Origin of the sequence: Streptomyces sp. NPDC016309 (genome assembly GCF_043077235.1) — a bacterium.
In the GTDB taxonomy this organism is placed as follows: Bacteria; Actinomycetota; Actinomycetes; order Streptomycetales; family Streptomycetaceae; genus Streptomyces.
The window spans coordinates 289,990-308,339 of the sequence record NZ_JBIBSG010000005.1; the positions used below are offsets into that span (position 1 = coordinate 289,990).

The window sequence follows — 18,350 nt, forward strand, 5'->3', positions numbered from 1 at the left end:
GCGCGCCGAGGACACTGGGAGGACCTTCGTGACACGCAGAACCGTGCGCATCGCCATGAACGGCGTCACGGGGCGGATGGGTTACCGGCAGCACCTGGTGCGGTCCGTCCTCGCGATCCGCGGCCAGGGCGGCCTGGACCTCGGCGACGGGCGGGTGCTGTGGCCGGAGCCCGTCCTCGTCGGCCGCCGCGAGCACGCCCTGCGCGAGATCGCCGGCCGCCACGGACTGACCGAGTGGTCCACCGACCTCGACGCGGTCCTCGCCGACGACACCACCGACGTCTACTTCGACGCCCAGGTGACCTCCGCCCGCGTCGACGCCCTCACCCGGGCCATCGCCGCCGGCAAGCACGTCTACGCCGAGAAGCCGACGGCCACCGACACCGCCGGCGCCCTCGCACTCGCCCGCCTCGCCCGCGCCGCAGGCGTCAAGCACGGCGTCGTCCAGGACAAGATCTTCCTGCCGGGCCTGCGGAAGCTGAAGCGCCTCGTCGACGGCGGCTTCTTCGGCGAGATCCTCTCCGTACGCGGGGAGTTCGGCTACTGGGTCTTCGAGGGCGACTGGCAGGAGGCCCAGCGGCCGTCCTGGAACTACCGCGCGGAGGACGGCGGCGGCATCGTCGTCGACATGTTCCCGCACTGGGAGTACGTGCTGCGCGAGCTGTTCGGCCGGGTCACCGGCGTCACCGCCCACGTCACCACGCACGTCCCGTGGCGCTGGGACGAGGACGGCAAACCGTACGCCGCCACCGCCGCCGACGCCGCCTACGGCATCTTCGAGCTGGAGAGCGGCGCCGTCGCCCAGATCAACTCCTCCTGGGCGGTACGCGTCCACCGCGACGAACTGGTCGAGTTCCAGGTCGACGGCACCCACGGCTCGGCCGTCGCCGGACTGCGCGGCTGCCGCGTCCAGCACCGCTCCACCACCCCCCGGCCCGTCTGGGACCCGGACGTCCCCGCCACGGAGGCGTTCCGCGACCAGTGGCAGGAGGTCCCGGACAACACCGTGTTCGACAACGGCTTCAAGGCCCAGTGGGAGCTGTTCCTCCGCCACGTCGTGCTCGACGAGCCGTACCACTGGGACCTGCTGGCCGGCGCGCGCGGCGTGCAGCTCGCCGAGCTGGGCCTGAAGTCCTCGGCGGAGGGCCGCCGTCACGACGTGCCGGAGCTGGTGCTGTGACGATCCGGCTCCCGCACGGCACGTACGAGCCGCGCGCCACGCCCGCGGACCTCCGCCCCGGTGGCGCCCCCCTCACCTCCCGTACGGTCCTCGCCGCCGCCCATGTGGTGGCCGATCCGTACGCGGACGTCTCCCCCGGCTCCCCGGCGGCCGTCGACTGGGACGCCACCCTCGCCTTCCGCCGCCACCTGTGGTCCCACGGCCTGGGCGTCGCCGAAGCCATGGACACCGCCCAGCGCGGCATGGGTCTGGACTGGGCGTGCGCCGCCGAACTGATCCGCCGCTCCGCCGCCGAGGCGAGGGCGGCCGACGGCCGGATCGCGGCGGGCGCGGGCACGGACCAGCTCACCGCCCCGGCGGACCTCGCCACCGTCCGCGGCGCGTACGAGGAGCAACTGGCCCTCGTCGAGGACGCCGGCGCCCAGCCCGTCCTCATGGCCTCCCGCGCCCTCGCGGCGGCCGCGCGGTCGTCCGAGGACTACCTGAGCGTCTACACCCACCTGCTGCGCCAGGCGCGCGGACCCGTCATCCTGCACTGGCTCGGCCCGGTGTTCGACCCGGCCCTGGAGGGTTACTGGGGCTCGGCCGACCCGGACGCCGCCACCGACACCCTCCTGAAGGTCGTCGCCGAGCACCCGGACAAGGTCGACGGGGTCAAGGTGTCCCTGCTGGACGCCCGCCGCGAGGTCGACCTGCGCCGCCGCCTGCCCGAGGGCGTGCGCTGCTACACCGGCGACGACTTCCACTACCCCGAGCTGATCGAGGGCGACGGCCAGGGCTTCAGCCACGCCCTGCTCGGTGTCCTCGACCCGCTCGGCCCGCTGGCGGCCCGGGCGGTACGGGCTCTGGACACCGGCGACACGGAGGGCTTCCGGGCGCTCCTGGACCCGACCGTCGCCCTCTCCCGCCATCTGTTCGGGGCGCCGACCCGCTTCTACAAGACGGGTGTGGTGTTCCTGGCCTGGCTGGCGGGCCACCAGGACCACTTCACCATGGTCGGCGGCCTCCAGTCGGCCCGCTCCGCCCCGCACCTGGCGCGGGCCTACGAACTGGCCGACCGGCTCGGGCTGTTCCCGGACCCGGCGCTGGCCGAGTCCCGTATGCGGTCCTACCTGGCGGTCCACGGAGCCGGGCGATGAGCGGCCTGGCCCGCCTCAGCGTCAACCAGATGACCGTGCGGCAGCTCCCGCTGCCCGAGCTCACGGCGGCCTGCGTGCGCCTCGGCATCCCCGGCGTCGGCCTGTGGCGCGAACCGGTCGCCGCGTACGGCCTGGAGGCCACCGCCACGCTCGTCCGCGACGCGGGGCTCGCCGTCACCACCCTGTGCCGGGGCGGGTTCTTCACCACCGCGCCGAACCTGGACGACAACCGCGCGGCCGTCGACGAGGCGGCGGTCCTCGGCACCGACACCCTGGTCCTGGTCTCCGGCGGCCTCCCGCCCGGGAGCAAGGACCTGGCCTCGGCCCGGTCCCGCATCGCCGACGCCCTGGCCGAACTCGCCCCCTACGCCGCCTCCCGGGGCGTCCGCCTGGCCATCGAACCCCTGCATCCCATGTACGCGGCGGACCGGTGCGCGGTCTCCACCCTCGACCAGGCCCTCGCCCTCGCGGAGCCCTTCCCCGCCTCCCAGGTCGGCGTCGTGGTCGACACGTACCACGTCTGGTGGGACGACCGCGCCCCCGCCGCCGTCGCCCGAGCCGGCGCCCAGGGCCGCCTCCACGCCTTCCAGCTCGCCGACTGGACCACCCCCCTCCCCGCCGGCGTCCTCACCGGGCGCGGCCGGCTCGGCGACGGCGCCATCGACCTGCGTGCCTGGCGCGAACTGGTCGACGCGTCCGGCTACACGGGCCCCGTCGAGGTGGAGCTCTTCAACGACGACCTGTGGGCCCGGGACGGCACCGAGGTCCTGGAGGAGACGGCTCGGCGGTACGTCGAGCACGTGCTCTGAGAATCGCCGCCGTATCCGTACAACCCTTGGGCGGCGACGCGTGTCATACGTGGCGTCAGGGCTTCGGGGGGATCCGGGGGGATTCAGGAAGCCCTGACGGGGGAGCGCTCGGGGCCCGGTCCAAGGACCGGGCCCCTTCCGTGCGACATGGCGCACCGGTCGCCGCCGGACGTGCAGGGGCAGACGACGCCCTGGTCCCGGCGTGACGGGCGAGGCCGGGTGCCCGGGGACCGCCCCCGGGCGAGTGGCGCGACCACCCGCGTGCCACCTGGTCCGGAATCTGACCGTTGAAAGGGAAACCTTTTGGGTGGCGGCGGCGACTGGTGGGTGTCAATGCCCCTGCACGTGAGGTCCCCATGTCCCTTGCCCCTCCCGCAACACACCGCCGCAGCCGCAGAGGCCGGCTCCTCGCGGCGGCTCTCGCCGCCGTCCTCGTCGGCACCGGCGGTTCCCTGGCCCTGAACCGGTTCGCGGACGCCGCCGACGCCCTGCCCGCGCCCGCCGACAGAGCGACGAAGGCCCTGGCCGCCGCCCGGATCGCGGAGCGCCTCGACCGCGGCCTGGTCGCGGTGCCCGCGAACGGGGGAACGCTCGTCACCTGGCGGATGCTCGGCGACGACCCGGACGGCGTCTCCTTCAAGCTCTACCGGGGCGGCAGACTCATCGAGGAGACCCGGAAGACCAACTACCTGGACACCGGGGGCAACACCTCGTCGGTGTACGAGATCCGTGCCGTCGTCGACGGCAGGGAAGGGCCCGGCGAGAAGGCCGGCGTGTGGGGGTCGGGACGCCTCGACATCCCCCTGCAGAAGCCCGCCGGCGGCACCACCCGCGACGGCGTCGCCTACACCTACTCCGCCAACGACACCTCGGCGGGCGACCTGGACGGCGACGGCCGGTACGAGCTGGTCGTCAAATGGGTGCCCTCGAACGCCACCGACGTGGCCAACTCCGGTGCCTGCACCGGGCCCACGATCTACGACGCCTACAAGCTGAGCGGCAAGCGGCTCTGGCGGATCGATCTCGGCACCAACGTCCGCAGCGGCTCCCACTACGACTCTTTCCAGGTCTTCGACTACGACCGCGACGGCAAGGCCGAGATGGCCGTCCGCACCTCCGACGGGTCGAAGGACGCGGCGGGCACCGTCATCGGCGACAGGAACGCTTCGCACCTCGGGGACAATTGCGCGGTCCTCCGCGGAGCCGAGTACCTGTCCGTCTTCAACGGTGCGAGCGGCAAGGTGATGGACTCCGTGCCGTTCGAGCCCGCTCGCGGCTCCGTCGCCGACTGGGGCGACACCTGGGGCAACCGCGAGGGCAGGCTGCTCTCCGCCACCGCCTACCTCGACGGAACCAGGCCCAGCATGGTCTTCACGCGCGGTATCTACGCACGTACCGCGCTCGCCGCGTACGACTGGAACGGGTCGGAGCTGACCCGGCGCTGGAAGTTCGACAGCAACAGCTCGGCCAACCGCGGCAAGGGTTACGACCAGCAGGGCAATCACAACCTCGCGGTGGCCGACGTCGACGGTGACGGCAGGGACGAGATCCTGTACGGCGCGATGGCCGTCGACGACAACGGCTCCGGCCTGTGGACCACGCGACTGGGCCACGGCGACGCCCTGCACGTCGGCGACCTGGACCCGGCGCGCCCCGGCCTGGAGTCCTTCAACGTGCACGAGCACAAGGACTCCGCGTACGGCTTCGAGATGCACGATGCGAAGACCGGCCGGGTCCTGTGGGGCCGGAAGACCGGCACGGACGTCGGCCGCGGCATCTGCGCGGACCTGACGAGGCAGTACGCGGGCGCCGAGTGCTGGTCCAGTGGCGGCGGGCTCTATACGGCGGCCGGCAGGAAGATCAGCGACAGCGTTCCGGCGTTCGGCGGCGGCCCCTCGTACAACTCCGCGATCTGGTGGGACGGTGACGCCAACCGTGAGCTGCTCGATCACCGCTGGTCGGGCTCGGCGAGGGCGGGCTCCGGCCAGGTCCTCAAGTACGACGGCGACAGCGAACTCTCCCGCATCTGGTACGACCAGGACGCCAAGTCCAACAACTGGACGAAGGGCAGCCCGGCGCTCTCCGCGGATCTGCTCGGCGACTGGCGCGAGGAGATGATCTGGCGGAACGCCGACTCCACGGCGCTGCGGCTCTACAGCACTCCGCACCCGACGGAGTACCGGCTCCCGACGCTGATGCACGACCGGGTGTACCGCACGGGCGTGGCCTGGCAGAACACCGGTTACAACCAGCCGCCGCAGGTCAGTTACTACCTCGGGACGAAGTAGACCGGGGACGGGTGAGCCCCCGCCGCATGAGGCGGGGGCTCACCCGCGTCCGGGCGCGGGCCGTGGGCGGGAGTTGTCCACAGGCCGTACGGGCTGTCGGACCCGGCGGGTAGCGTCGGGGCATGTCCAGTCTGGCAGTGGTCGAAGGGGTCCTGGAGCGGATCACGTACGCCAATGAGGAGAACGGCTACACGGTGGCCCGGGTCGACACCGGGCGCGGGGGCGGGGAACTGCTCACGGTGGTCGGGTCGCTGCTCGGCGCGCAGCCGGGGGAGTCGCTGCGCATGGAGGGGCGCTGGGGGTCGCACCCGCAGTACGGCAAGCAGTTCACGGTGGAGAACTACACGACCGTGCTGCCCGCCACCGTCCAGGGCATCCGGCGCTACCTGGGGTCCGGGCTGATCAAGGGCATCGGACCGCGCATCGCCGACCGGATCGTGGAGCACTTCGGGGTCGAGACGCTCGACGTCATCGAGCGGGAGCCGAAGCGGCTCGTCGAGGTGCCCGGGCTGGGTCCCAAGCGGACGAAGATGATCGGCGCCGCGTGGGAGGAGCAGAAGGCGATCAAGGAGGTGATGGTCTTCCTCCAGGGGGTGGGTGTCTCCACCTCCCTCGCGGTGCGGATCTACAAGAAGTACGGGGACGCCTCGATCTCCGTCGTGCGGAACCAGCCCTACCGGCTGGCGGCCGACGTGTGGGGCATCGGGTTCCTCACCGCCGACCGGATCGCCCGGGCCGTGGGGATACCGCACGACAGCCCGGAGCGGGTGAAGGCCGGGTTGCAGTACGCCCTGTCGCAGTCCACCGACCAGGGGCACTGCTTCCTGCCCGAGGAGCAGCTCATCTCCGACGCCGTGAAGCTGCTCCAGGTCGACACGGGCCTGGTGATCGAGTGCCTGGCCGCCCTGGTGGCCGACGAGGAGGGCGTCGTGCGGGAGCGGGTGCCGGGCCCGGACGGGCAGCCGCTGACGGCGGTCTACCTGATCCCGTTCCACCGGGCCGAGGTCTCCCTGGCCGCGCAGCTCCAGCGGCTGCTGCGCACCGGCGAGGACCGGATGCCGGCCTTCCGGGACGTGGCCTGGGACAAGGCGCTGGCGTGGCTCGCCGACCGTACGGGGGCGGACCTGGCGCCGGAGCAGGAGCAGGCCGTGCGCCTGGCCCTGACCGAGAAGGTGGCCGTGCTGACCGGGGGTCCCGGCTGCGGCAAGTCCTTCACGGTCCGGTCGGTGGTGGAGCTGGCCCGCGCCAAGAAGGCCAAGGTCGTCCTCGCGGCACCCACCGGTCGCGCGGCGAAGCGGCTGGCGGAGCTGACCGGCGCGGAGGCGTCCACCGTGCACCGGCTGCTGGAGCTGAAGCCGGGCGGGGACGCGGCGTACGACCGGGACCGGCCGCTCGACGCCGACCTGGTCGTCGTCGACGAGGCGTCCATGCTGGACCTGCTGCTGGCGAACAAGCTGGTCAAGGCGGTGGCGCCGGGGGCGCACCTGCTGCTGGTGGGGGACGTCGACCAGTTGCCCAGCGTGGGCGCGGGGGAGGTGCTCGGGGACCTGCTGGCGCCGGGCGGCCCCGTCCCGGCGGTGCGGCTCACGCGGATCTTCCGGCAGGCCCAGCAGTCCGGGGTGGTCACCAACGCCCACCGCATCAACTCCGGTCAGCAGCCGGTCACCACGGGGCTGCCGGACTTCTTCCTGTTCGTCGCCGAGGAGACCGAGGAGGCCGGCCGGCTCACCGTGGACGTGGCCGCCCGCCGCCTCCCGGCGAGGTTCGGTCTCGACCCGCGCCGGGACGTGCAGGTCCTGGCGCCGATGCACCGGGGCCCGGCCGGCGCGGGCACCCTGAACGGGCTCCTTCAGCAGGCGATCACCCCGGCGCGGCCCGACGTGCCGGAGAAGAGGTTCGGCGGCAGGGTCTTCCGCGTCGGCGACAAGGTCACACAGGTGCGCAACAACTACGAGAAGGGGGCGAACGGCGTCTTCAACGGCACGGTCGGCGTGGTCACCTCGCTCGACGTGGACGAGCAGCGGCTGACGGTGCTGACCGACGAGGACGAGGAGGTGCCGTACGACTTCGACGAGCTGGACGAGCTGGCCCACGCCTACGCCGTCACGATCCACCGCTCGCAGGGCAGCGAGTACCCGGCGGTGGTGATCCCGGTCACCACCGGGGCGTGGATGATGCTCCAGCGGAACCTGCTCTACACGGCCGTGACGCGGGCCCGGAAACTCGTCGTCCTCGTGGGATCACGCAAGGCGATCGGTCAGGCCGTCCGGACGGTGTCCGCCGGGCGGCGCTTTACCTCACTGCATTATCGGCTGAAAGGTGAGGTAGGGGTGGGAAACATCACCTGAGGATCATCCGGACTTTCGCAAGCGGGGCGAAGGGGGCAGGATGAGCAGGTTGACGGCACTGAGTGCCGCCAATTGGCCGAATGGTCGACCCCGAGTGCACTCTGCTGGGCCAAGTGGGGGATGGTAGAGACAGTCAGGGCACCTCGAAGAAGAGGCACTACGTCGGTGAGGGATGACGTGAGCGACAACTCTGTAGTACTGCGGTACGCGGACGGTGAATACACCTACCCGGTGGTCGAGAGCACCGTCGGTGACAAGGGCTTCGACATCGGGAAGCTCCGAGCCCAGACCGGTCTGGTGACCCTGGACAGTGGATACGGCAACACCGCCGCCTATAAATCCGCGATCACCTACCTGGACGGCGAGCAGGGCATTCTGCGGTACCGCGGCTACCCCATCGAGCAGCTTGCCGAGCGCTCCACCTTCCTCGAGGTGGCGTACCTGCTGATCAACGGTGAGCTGCCCAAGGTCGACGAGCTGGCGGCCTTCCGCAACGAGATCACGCAGCACACCCTGCTGCACGAGGACGTCAAGCGGTTCTTCGACGGCTTCCCGCGCGACGCCCACCCGATGGCGATGCTCTCCTCCGTGGTCAGCGCGCTGTCGACGTTCTACCAGGACAGCCACAACCCGTTCGACGAGAAGCAGCGTCACCTCTCCACGATCCGGCTGCTGGCCAAGCTGCCCACGATCGCGGCCTACGCGTACAAGAAGTCGATCGGCCACCCGTTCGTCTACCCGCGCAACGACCTGTCCTACGTCGAGAACTTCCTGCGCATGACCTTCTCGGTCCCCGCCCAGGAGTACGAGCTGGACCCGGTCGTGGTCTCCGCGCTCGACAAGCTGCTCATCCTGCACGCGGACCACGAGCAGAACTGCTCCACCTCCACCGTGCGCCTGGTCGGCTCGTCGCAGGCGAACATGTTCGCCTCCATCTCCGCCGGCATCTCGGCCCTGTGGGGCCCCCTGCACGGTGGCGCCAACCAGTCGGTGCTGGAGATGCTCCAGGGCATCCAGGCCAGCGGCGGCGACGTCGACTCCTTCATCCGCAAGGTGAAGAACAAGGAGGACGGCGTCCGTCTGATGGGCTTCGGCCACCGCGTCTACAAGAACTTCGACCCCCGGGCGAAGATCATCAAGGCGGCGGCGCACGACGTCCTCTCGGCGCTCGGCAAGTCCGACGAGCTGCTGGACATCGCGCTGAAGCTGGAGGAGCACGCGCTCGCCGACGACTACTTCGTCTCGCGCAACCTCTACCCGAACGTCGACTTCTACACGGGTCTGATCTACCGGGCGATGGGCTTCCCGACCGAGATGTTCACGGTGCTCTTCGCGCTGGGCCGGCTGCCGGGCTGGATCGCCCAGTGGCACGAGATGATCAAGGAGCCGGGTTCCCGCATCGGCCGCCCGCGCCAGATCTACACCGGCGAGGTCCTGCGTGACTTCGTCCCGGTCGAGAGCCGCTGACGCCACGCTCATCGAGAAGCGCCCCGCCGCCGATCCCCCCACGGGTCGGCGAGCGGGGCGCTTCCCATATCCCCGGAACGGATTCCCCCCACGGGATCCGGGTCCGGGCGTCTGCCGGGTTGCAGCAGAAGCTCGCGATGCGATCTGCCGGGGTACGTACGGGAGGGCCGCTCAAAGCTCCCCGGTGCACGTGCCCCGGCCAACGCTTGCCTGGGACGTCCCCCAAGACATCCCATGAACGTCCCCCAAGACGTTCTTGGCATCGCCCATTCAGACTCGCGAGCGGTCCGAATGGTTACCCCCAAATATCTGTGATCTAGGTCTCTTTGTGAAGGTCCTGTGAGTCACGTGAAGGTGAAATCACGTGGAGCAGTGGCCCGGAAGACCGACAGTCACCACCAAAGGGGGAGGAAAAGCCGCGGCCGGGCCGGCCGCCCGCCGTCGCGGTGCGGCCCGGCCCGGCCGGGGTGGCGTGCTCGGCCGGCGGGTCCGCCGGCCGGCCGTGGCGTCAGGCGCGGCCGACGAGCTCGTATCCCGCCTCGTCGACCGCGGCGCGCACCGCGGCCTCGTCCAGCGCGGCTTCCGAGACCACGGTGACCAGGCCGGTCGAGGCGACCGCCTGCACGGAGGTGACGCCAGCGATTCCGGAGACCTCCTCGGTCACGGCGCCCTCGCAGTGGCCGCAGGTCATGCCCCGGACCTCGTAGACGGTGGTGACGCCGCCGGTGGCGGCCGCCTCCGCGCCGTCGTGGCAGGAGCCGGCGGGGGAGCAGCAGGACCCGGTGGCCTGGGGAAGCTCGGTCCTCGTCTCGGAGGTCATGGTGTTCTCCTGTTCGGTCGCAGTCTGGTGCGGCAGGGGCGTACGGGCATGCCGTGACGTCCTGACGTTCCTCACTGTATACCCCTAGGGGGTATGAATTCCAGTGGGGTCGCTCCCGCGCGCCGCACCGGCCGCCCTCTCCGGGTGCCCGCGGTGGACGGCCCACTCCCGGGCCAGGACCGACATCCACACCGAGTCGACCCACCGGCCGCGGTGCCGCAGCGCCTCGCGCTCGACACCTTCCCGGACGAAGCCGACCTTCTCGTAGACCCGGATCGCGCGCGGGTTGAAGGCGAAGACGCCCAGCGAGATCCGGTTCAGCCCCAGCTCGCCGAAGCCGTGGGCGAGCAGGAGCCGGATCGCCTCGGTCCCCAGGCCCCGGTCACGTCCACGGGGGCCGACCAGGGTGCGGAAGTTGCAGCTACGGTTCGGTTCGTCCCACTCGTTGAGGACGAGCTCGCCCACCGTCTCTCCGGAGGCCCGGTCGACCAGGGCGAGGTCCAGACGGTCGGTCCGCTCGCCGCGCGAGCCGTACCAGGCGCGCAGGGAGGCGGGGGAGGGCGGCGGCGCGCCCTCGGGGGTGCCGGTGAAGGTCAGTACCTCCGGGTCCGAAAGGATCTCCGCGATCACCGCGGCGTCGTCCTCGGTGACCGGCCGCAGCACCACGTGCTCGCCGGTGAGGGTGGGTTTGACGGAGAAGTCGTTCATCCGGCGATCCTCCGGCCCGCCGCCGGGGACGGGCAAGGCGATATGTGCGGCCGGCCCCGCGCCGGGGCCGGCGCGGGGCCGGGCCCCCGGACGGGGCCGTGCTCCACGGCGGGGCCGTCAGTCCCCGCGGCCCCGGTTGCCGGGGCGGTTGGCCACCCAGACGCGGATCGTGTCCGGGTGCCAGTAGGGCTTGCCGCCCTCCACGTGGTCGGGCTTGGGGAGCAGGCCGTGCTTCCGGTACGAGCGGACCGTGTCCGGCTGCACCCGGATGTGCGCGGCGATCTCCTTGTAGGACCAGAGCCTGCTGTCCGTCATCTGTGGCACCTCCTTGCGCGCGCCGCGGTGGCGGTCCGGGAGGACCGGCGGGGGAGCCACGGCGTCGGCGCTGGCGATCAACTCAGCCTGTGCCCGTTGAACGACAGCGAGTGACCGGCGGGAAGGGGCTGTTGAACGCTTGTGACCGAAGACCCGCGTAATGGAGATATGCGTGACACGGAGGAGATCACTGTGACAAGGACGTGGCCGCTTCCGCCGGTACGCGCCCGAGTCCCGGACCGGAACGGGGAGATGTGCGCCGGCGGCGGGTCCGGCCGTGGGGCGTGACCGCGACGACCTGGCGCCGCCTCAGTCGCACAGGGCTGCCGTCTGGGCCTTCATCAGCCCCTTGTTCCCCGGGAGGGGCGACTTGCCTCTCAGGTCCGCGCCGAGGTCGTAGACATTGACGGCGAGGACGAGCTGTCGCTCGCCGTCCGTGGTGGTGAGGGACACGCTGGTGAAGCCAGGTCCACCGCCGTCGGTCCCCCAGGCGCTGACCGGCTTGGTGCCCGGCTCCGAGCCGCACGGCATGTTCATGCGTTGCACGCCGAGTCCGTACGCCGGCTTCCGGGGGAACCGCACCGTGGTCAGGAGTTCCCGCTGCTGGGCGGGGCGCAGCAGCTTGCCGCTGAACAGGGCCCGGTGGAACCGGGCCAGGTCGCCGACCGTGGAGATCATGGCACCCGCGGTCCAGTCGTACGACGGGCTGAACCGGGTCACATCCCGGCCCGTGAGGTCGTAACCGTGCAGATGGGGACCGTGAATGGACGGGTCGGTCAGCGGAAAGGAGGTGTCCTTCAGTCCCAGCGGGGCGAGAATCCGCCGGTGGATTTCCGAGGGCGCGCTGTGATGCGTGACCGCCTCGATCACCAGACCGGCGAGCAGGTAGTTGGTGTTGGAGTACGACCAGCCGCCGCCGGGCGCGAACAGCGGCTTGTGCCGGACGGCGCGGTCGATCACCTCCCGGGGGGTGTACACGTGGTCCCACTCATGGCGCTCCAGATAGGGCGCGAAGAACTCCGGCTCGGTGGTGGGGTCGTAGATGCCCGAGGTGTGGTTGAGCAGTTGCCGGACGGTGACGGCCCGGCCGTCGTTGCCATTCCCCCGGACCACGCCGGGCAGCCACTTCTCCACGCTGTCGTCGAGCGAGAGCCTTCCCTCGCCCTCCAGTTGCAGAAGCACCGTCGACACGAACGACTTGGTGTTACTGGCGATCCGGAACCGCTGGTCCGGCCGGGCTCGCTCGCCGCTCGCCGTGTCCGCGAGTCCGGCCGCCGAGCGGGACTCCCACTCACCGCGTCTGGCATACGCCACGGCACCCGGGAATCCGTCCGCGACCGTCTGCTCGAGGGCCTCGGCGAGCCCGGCGGGCGGCGAGGCCGGCGTCCGCTCCCCGGCGGCCGCCGGAAAGACCCCTGACACCGCCACCGCGCATATCCCCGCCAGCAGTGCAGCCGCCCGTGCACGCACATTCATCGATCGCTCCCGTTTCCGTTGCCTGTGCCTTCCCGCATCAGCCTGCCGGTCGCCGCACCGGTTGCCCATCCGGCTGACGCCCGCATGGATACGGGGGCTGTCCCCCCCCAAAGCCCCGTCCTTCGCCACCTGGGTGCGCGACGAGGCCCGAGGCCGCCGAGCCCGGGGCGTCCGCTGCGCGGGTGTGCCGTTCAGGCTCCGCAGGAGCGGAGGAAGCGGCGGGTGCGGGCGGCGATGGGGTAGGGCTGGTCCGGAGGGCAGGGGTACATGTCCTGCTCGACGATGGCGAACAGGTCGACGTCCAGGGCCTGGGCGGCGGCGAGGACGGGTTCCAGGGCCGGGACGCCGGAGGGGGGTTCGCACATGACGCCGCGCGCGACGGCCGGGCCGAACGGGGTGCCCTCGGCGACGACCCGGGCGAGGACCTCGGGGGCGACCTGCTTGAGGTGCAGGTAGCCGATGCGTTCGCCGTACGTCTCGATCAGCTTGACGCTGTCGCCGCCGCAGTACGCGTAGTGCCCGGTGTCCAGGCAGAGCGCGACGAGTTCGGGGTCGGTGGCGTCGAGGAAGCGGCTGACGTTCTCCTCGGTGTCGATATGGGTGTCGGCGTGCGGGTGGACGACGACGCGCAGGCCGAAGCGGTCGCGCACCTCGGCGCCGAGGCGCTCGGTCAGCCGGGCCAGGTCGCGCCACTGTCCGGCGGTGAGGTGGCGGTCCTCCAGCACCTCGCCGGTCTTGTCGTCCCGCCAGAAGGACGGGATGACGACCAGGTGCCCGGCGCCCATCGCGCGGGCGAGCGCGGCGTTGTCCGCGACGTGCGCCCAGGTGCGGTCCCAGACGGCGTCGCCGTGGTGCAGGCCGGTGAAGACGGTCCCCGCCGAGACCTTCAGCCCGCGCCGGGCCGTCTCCTCGGTGAGCCGGGCCGGGTCGGTGGGAAGGTAGCCGTACGGACCGAGTTCGATCCACTCGTACCCGGCCGCGGCGACCTCGTCGAGGAAGCGCTGCCAGGGGACCTGCCGGGGATCGTCCGGGAACCACACCCCCCACGAGTCGGGGGCGGAACCGATCCGGATGCGGGACAGCGGCGGCGGCGGTGACAGCGGCGTCATGGGCCCCAGCTTGGTGGCGGACGCGGAGGAGCGTCAAGCATTGGTCCGAATGTCCGGACAAAATGTTGACAGGCCCTCCCGTGGCGGCTAGACCTGATCACGGTGCCGACGCGAAGGGGAACAAGGGATGGTGTCCGATCCGTACGACCTCATCAGCATGGGACGCATCGGGGTGGACCTCTACCCGCTCCGGACCGGGGTCCCGCTGGCCCGGGTCGAGACGTTCGGCAAGTTCCTCGGCGGCTCGGCCGCCAACGTGGCCGTGGCGGCCGCCCGGCTCGGCCGGCGCACCGCGCTGATCACCCGCACGGGCGCCGACCCGTTCGGCGCCTACCTGCACCAGGAACTGCGGGACTTCGGCGTGGACGACCGGTGGGTGACGCCGGTCGAGGCCTACCCGACGCCGCTCACCTTCTGCGAACTCTTCCCGCCCGACGACTTCCCGCTGTACTTCTACCGCCACCCCAAGGCCCCCGACCTGGAGATCCACGAGCACGAGCTGGACCTGGCCGCCATCGCCGCCGCCCGGGTGCTCTGGACGACCGGCACCGGCCTGTCCGCCGAACCCAGCCGCGGCGCCACGCTCGCCGCCCTCGCCCACCGGGCCGGGAACGGCACCACCGTCCTCGACCTCGACTGGCGGCCGATGTTCTGGCCCGGCGCCGAAGCGGCCCGCCCCCACTACCGCGCCGCCCTGCGGCACGCCACCGTCGCCGTCGGCAACCTCGACGAGTGCGAGATCGCCACCGGTGAGCGCGAACCGTACGCCGCCGCCCGCGCCCTGCTCGCCACAGGCGTCCGCCTCGCCGTGGTCAAGCGGGGCCCGAAGGGCGTCCTGGCCATGACCGCCGACGGCGACACCGCCGACGTCCCGCCCGTGCCCGTCGAGGTGGTCAACGGCCTGGGCGCGGGCGACGCGTTCGGCGGGGCGCTGTGCCACGGGCTCCTCGCGGGCTGGGACCTGGAGCGGACCGTGCGGTACGCCAACGCGGCGGGCGCCATCGTCGCCTCCCGCCTGGCCTGCTCCTCCGCGATGCCGTTCCCCGAGGAGGTGGAGCGGGTGCTCCGGGGCGGCGGCACACCGTGAGCGTCGACCTCGCGCGGCTCGTCGCGGTCCGCGCCCGGCACCCCGAGGCCGTCGCGGAGGCCGCCGCGCGGCGGAGGCGGCGGGCCCTGCTGGGCGACTCCGGCCGGCTGATGATCGTCGCGGCCGACCATCCGGCCCGGGGCGCGCTGGCCGTGGGCGACCGGCCGCTCGCCATGGCCAACCGCCTCGACCTGCTGGAACGGCTCTGCCTGGCGCTCTCCCGCCCCGGCGTGGACGGCGTCCTCGCCACCGCCGACATCCTGGACGACCTGCTGCTCCTGGGCGCCCTGGAGGACAAGGTCGTCATGGGCTCCATGAACCGCGGCGGGCTCGCCGGCGCCGCCTTCGAGTTCGACGACCGGTTCACCGGCCACCGCCCCGAGGACCTGGCCCGCCTCGGCTTCGACGCCGGCAAGCTCCTGCTGCGCATCGACCGCACCGACCCCGGCTCCCTCAGCACCCTCGCCACCGCCGCCCGCACCATCGACGCCATGGCCGAGCGGCGGCTCCCCGTCTTCGTCGAGCCGTTCCTGTCCCGCCGCGACCCGGCCGACGGCCGCGTGCGCAACGACCTGAGCCCCGAGGCGGTGACCACGTCGCTCGCCATCGCCTCCGGGCTCGCCGGCACCTCCGCGTACACCTGGCTCAAGGTCCCCGTCACCGACGACCCCGACGACATGGCCCGGGTCATGGCGACCACCACCCTGCCGGCCGTCCTCCTCGGCGGCGACGTCGGTCCCGACCAGGACGCGGCGTACGAGAAGTGGGGCACGGCGCTGCGGCTGCCCACCGTCCAGGGGCTGGTGGCGGGCCGCACCCTGCTCTACCCGGCGGACGGGGACGTCGCCGCCGCCGTCGACACGGCCGTCGGCCTGCTCCGAGGAACCGCCCAGGAGGATACGGAGAGATCATGACCGAGCGGCAGCTTCACCTCCCGCGGGGCCAGGCGGCCCGCGGGCCCTACGCCCTGCACATCGACCCCGAACGGGCCGGCTGGAGCCACTCCGCGCTCCGGATCCTCGACCTCGGCCCCGGCGGGAGCCACCGGTTCGACACCGGGGAGAGCGAGTGGATCCTGCTTCCCCTCACCGGGGGCTGTACGGTGCGGATCGACGCCGATCCCATCGAACTGCGCGGCCGGGACGGCGTGTTCAGCGGCGTCACCGACTTCGCCTACCTACCGCGTGACGCCCACGCCCAGATCGCCTCCGGCGCGGGAGGCCGCTTCGCCCTGGCAGGAGCGAAGTGCGAGCGACGACTCCCCGCTCGCTACGGCCCCGCGCCGGAGGTACCGGTGGAGGCGCGCGGCAGCGGCACCTGCGCCCGCGAGGTGCGCAACTTCGCCGCCGCCGACGCCTTCCCGTGCGACCGGCTCATCGCCGTGGAGGTCGTCACCCCCGGCGGCAACTGGTCCTCCTACCCGCCGCACAAGCACGACGAGCACCTCCCCGGCCGGGAGGCGGAGCTGGAGGAGATCTACTACTTCGAGATCGACGGCGACGGCGTGGGCTACCAGCGCGTGTCGCCCTCCCGCCCGGGCGGCGCCGATCTCCTCGCCGAGGTCCGCGGCGGCGACGCCGTCCTCGTACCCGACGGCTGGCACGGGCCGTCCATCGCCCAGCCCGGACACGCCATGTACTACCTCAACGTCATGGCCGGGCCCGGCGGCGAACGGGAGTGGAAGATCAGCTTCCACCCCGATCACGCGGAGGGATACCGATGAGCACCCGACGACTCACCACCGCCCAGGCGCTCGTCGCCTTCCTGGCCCGCCAGTACACCGAACGCGACGGGCGGCGCCGGCGGCTCATCGGCGCCACCTGGGGCATCTTCGGCCACGGCAACGTGGCGGGCATCGGCCAGGCCCTCGTCGAGTACGCCGACGAGATGCCCTACTACCAGGGCCGCAACGAACAGGCCATGGTCCACGCCGCCGTCGGCTACGCCCGCCAGTCCAACCGCCTCTCCGCCCACGCCGTCACCACCTCCATCGGCCCCGGCGCCACCAACCTGGTCACCGGTGCCGCCCTCGCCACCGTCAACCACCTCCCGGTGCTGCTCCTGCCCGGCGACACCTTCGCCGGCCGGCCCGCCGACCCCGTCCTCCAGCAGCTCGAAGTGCCCCACGCGGGGGACGTCTCCGTCAACGACACGCTGCGCCCGGTGTCCCGGTACTTCGACCGGGTCACCCGCCCCGAGGCGCTGGTCCCCGCCGCCCTCGCGGCCATGCGCGTCCTCACCGACCCCGCCACCACCGGCGCGGTCACCCTCGCGCTCCCGCAGGACGTCCAGGCCGAGGCGTACGACTGGCCCGAGGAGTTCTTCGCCGAACGCGTCTGGCGGGTGCGCCGCCCACGGCCCGACACCACCGAACTCGACGCCGCCGTCCGGGCGGTCGGCGCGGCCCGGCGCCCCCTGATCGTCGCGGGCGGCGGCGTCCACCACAGCCGCGCCGAGGACGCGCTGCGCGCCCTCGCCGACGCGACCGGCATCCCCGTCGCCTCCACCCAGGCCGGCAAGGGCTCCCTGCCCCACGACCACCCGGCGGACGTCGGCGGCATCGGCCACACCGGCACCTCCACCGCCGACCACCTGGCCCGCACCGCCGACCTGGTCATCGGCGTCGGCACCCGCTACACGGACTTCACCACCGCCTCGGCCACCCTCTTCGCCCGCCCCGGCGTCCGGTTCGTCAACCTGAACGTCACCGGCTTCGACGCCCACAAGATGGCCGCCCTGCCGCTGGTCGCCGACGCCCGCGAGGGGCTGGAGGACCTCGCCCGGGCCCTGGCGGGCCACACCGTCCCGGCCGCCTACACGGCCGAGTACACCGGGCTCAAAGCCGGCTGGGAGGCCCGCGTCACCGCCGCGTACGCCCCCGGGGCGGAGGACGCGCGGCCCACCCAGACCCAGGTCCTCGGCCTGCTCGACACCCTGGCCGGCGACGACGACATCCTGATCAACGCCGCCGGCTCGCTCCCCGGCGACCTCCACAAGCTCTGGCGGACCCGCTCCCGCGACCAGTACCACGTCGAATACGGGTACTCCTGCATGGGATACGAGATCCCCGCCGCCATCGGCACCGCCCTCGCCGCCCCCGGCCGCCCCGTCTGGGCGCTGGTCGGCGACGGTACGTACCTGATGAATCCCACCGAGATCGTCACCGCCGTCCAGGAGGGCGTCCCGCTCAAGGTCGTCATCCTCCAGAACCACGGGTACGCCTCGATCGGCGGCCTCTCCGAGTCGGTCGGCGCCGAGCGGTACGGCACCGCCTACCGCTACCGGAGCCCCGACGGCACGTACACCGGCGATCCCCTCCCGGTGGACCTGGCCGCCAACGCCGCCTCCCTCGGCATGCGGGTCCTGCGCGCCCACACCATCCGTGACCTGCGGGAAGCCCTCGCCGAGGCCCGCTCGGCGACCGTCCCCACATGTGTCTACACCGAGACCGCAACGGCAGACACAGTGTCGGGCGCGCCCGCCGCCGAGGCATGGTGGGATGTGCCCGTGGCCGAGACCGCGACACGTCCACCGGCGGTGAAGGCCCGGGAGGAGTACGACCGCCACGTCGCAGCCCGACGCCGCCACCTGTAGCAGAGGTCCG

Annotated in this window: 15 protein-coding genes; 10 read left to right on the plus strand and 5 right to left on the minus strand. The window is 72.3% G+C overall.

All coding sequences use genetic code 11. The features are described 5' to 3' along the window. The first annotated feature begins 28 nt into the window (after positions 1-28). The 6 genes from ACF068_RS14965 (at position 29) to ACF068_RS14990 (ending at position 9,231) form a co-directional block, all read left to right on the plus strand. Complete coding sequence (locus ACF068_RS14965; RefSeq protein ID WP_392274646.1) at positions 29-1,180, plus strand: Gfo/Idh/MocA family protein; 1,152 nt, start codon at positions 29-31, stop codon at positions 1,178-1,180. Next, positions 1,177-2,319: a dihydrodipicolinate synthase family protein gene (locus tag ACF068_RS14970; RefSeq protein ID WP_392274647.1), complete on the plus strand. Its 1,143-nt coding sequence runs from the start codon at positions 1,177-1,179 to the stop codon at positions 2,317-2,319. The genes ACF068_RS14965 and ACF068_RS14970 overlap by 4 nt, the downstream gene beginning before the upstream one ends. After that, positions 2,316-3,128, plus strand: a complete 813-nt coding sequence (locus ACF068_RS14975) for a sugar phosphate isomerase/epimerase family protein (protein WP_392274648.1) — start codon at positions 2,316-2,318, stop codon at positions 3,126-3,128. Before ACF068_RS14970 ends, ACF068_RS14975 begins: the two co-directional genes overlap by 4 nt. Before the next feature lie 356 nt (positions 3,129-3,484). After that, positions 3,485-5,416 (plus strand): rhamnogalacturonan lyase, encoded by a 1,932-nt coding sequence (locus ACF068_RS14980; RefSeq protein WP_392274649.1) that lies wholly within the window; start codon positions 3,485-3,487, stop codon positions 5,414-5,416. Positions 5,417-5,538: 122 nt separating this feature from the next. Then, positions 5,539-7,764, plus strand: a complete 2,226-nt coding sequence (locus ACF068_RS14985; protein WP_392274650.1) for an ATP-dependent RecD-like DNA helicase — start codon at positions 5,539-5,541, stop codon at positions 7,762-7,764. 177 nt (positions 7,765-7,941) lie between these two features. Beyond that, on the plus strand, positions 7,942-9,231 hold the full coding sequence (locus ACF068_RS14990) for a citrate synthase (protein ID WP_392274651.1): 1,290 nt from the start codon (positions 7,942-7,944) through the stop codon (positions 9,229-9,231). A gap of 508 nt (positions 9,232-9,739) precedes the next feature. Here the strand turns inward: ACF068_RS14990 and ACF068_RS14995 are convergent. The 5 genes from ACF068_RS14995 to ACF068_RS15015 all read right to left on the minus strand — a co-directional run bounded on the left by ACF068_RS14995 (position 9,740) and on the right by ACF068_RS15015 (position 13,659). After that, positions 9,740-10,051 carry a heavy-metal-associated domain-containing protein gene (locus tag ACF068_RS14995; RefSeq protein WP_392274652.1) on the minus strand — a complete coding sequence of 104 codons (312 nt, stop codon included), beginning with the start codon at positions 10,049-10,051 and terminating at the stop codon, positions 9,740-9,742. Between the two features lie 84 nt (positions 10,052-10,135). Then, a complete protein-coding gene (locus ACF068_RS15000; RefSeq protein WP_392274653.1) occupies positions 10,136-10,759 on the minus strand; it encodes a GNAT family N-acetyltransferase in 624 nt (207 codons plus the stop codon). Between the two features lie 117 nt (positions 10,760-10,876). Further along, on the minus strand, positions 10,877-11,074 hold the full coding sequence (locus ACF068_RS15005) for a helix-turn-helix transcriptional regulator (protein ID WP_392274654.1): 198 nt from the start codon (positions 11,072-11,074) through the stop codon (positions 10,877-10,879). Positions 11,075-11,383: 309 nt separating this feature from the next. Then, positions 11,384-12,550 carry a serine hydrolase domain-containing protein gene (locus ACF068_RS15010; protein WP_392274655.1) on the minus strand — a complete coding sequence of 389 codons (1,167 nt, stop codon included), beginning with the start codon at positions 12,548-12,550 and terminating at the stop codon, positions 11,384-11,386. A gap of 191 nt (positions 12,551-12,741) precedes the next feature. Beyond that, positions 12,742-13,659, minus strand: coding sequence for a sugar phosphate isomerase/epimerase family protein (locus tag ACF068_RS15015; RefSeq protein WP_392274656.1), 918 nt, complete (start codon positions 13,657-13,659; stop codon positions 12,742-12,744). 127 nt (positions 13,660-13,786) lie between these two features. Between ACF068_RS15015 and iolC the strand changes: the two genes are divergently transcribed. From iolC to iolD, 4 genes are read left to right on the plus strand one after another with little or no spacing between them, the layout of a single operon-like run. Further along, positions 13,787-14,746 carry a 5-dehydro-2-deoxygluconokinase gene (iolC, locus tag ACF068_RS15020; RefSeq protein ID WP_392274657.1) on the plus strand — a complete coding sequence of 320 codons (960 nt, stop codon included), beginning with the start codon at positions 13,787-13,789 and terminating at the stop codon, positions 14,744-14,746. After that, entirely contained in the window at positions 14,743-15,660 is a 918-nt protein-coding gene (locus ACF068_RS15025) for a deoxyribose-phosphate aldolase (protein ID WP_392274658.1), read from the plus strand. The genes iolC and ACF068_RS15025 overlap by 4 nt, the downstream gene beginning before the upstream one ends. Then, a complete protein-coding gene (gene iolB / locus ACF068_RS15030) occupies positions 15,657-16,469 on the plus strand; it encodes a 5-deoxy-glucuronate isomerase (protein ID WP_392274659.1) in 813 nt (270 codons plus the stop codon). Before ACF068_RS15025 ends, iolB begins: the two co-directional genes overlap by 4 nt. Next, positions 16,466-18,340, plus strand: coding sequence for a 3D-(3,5/4)-trihydroxycyclohexane-1,2-dione acylhydrolase (decyclizing) (gene iolD, locus ACF068_RS15035; RefSeq protein WP_392274660.1), 1,875 nt, complete (start codon positions 16,466-16,468; stop codon positions 18,338-18,340). Before iolB ends, iolD begins: the two co-directional genes overlap by 4 nt. Positions 18,341-18,350: the final 10 nt, after the last annotated feature.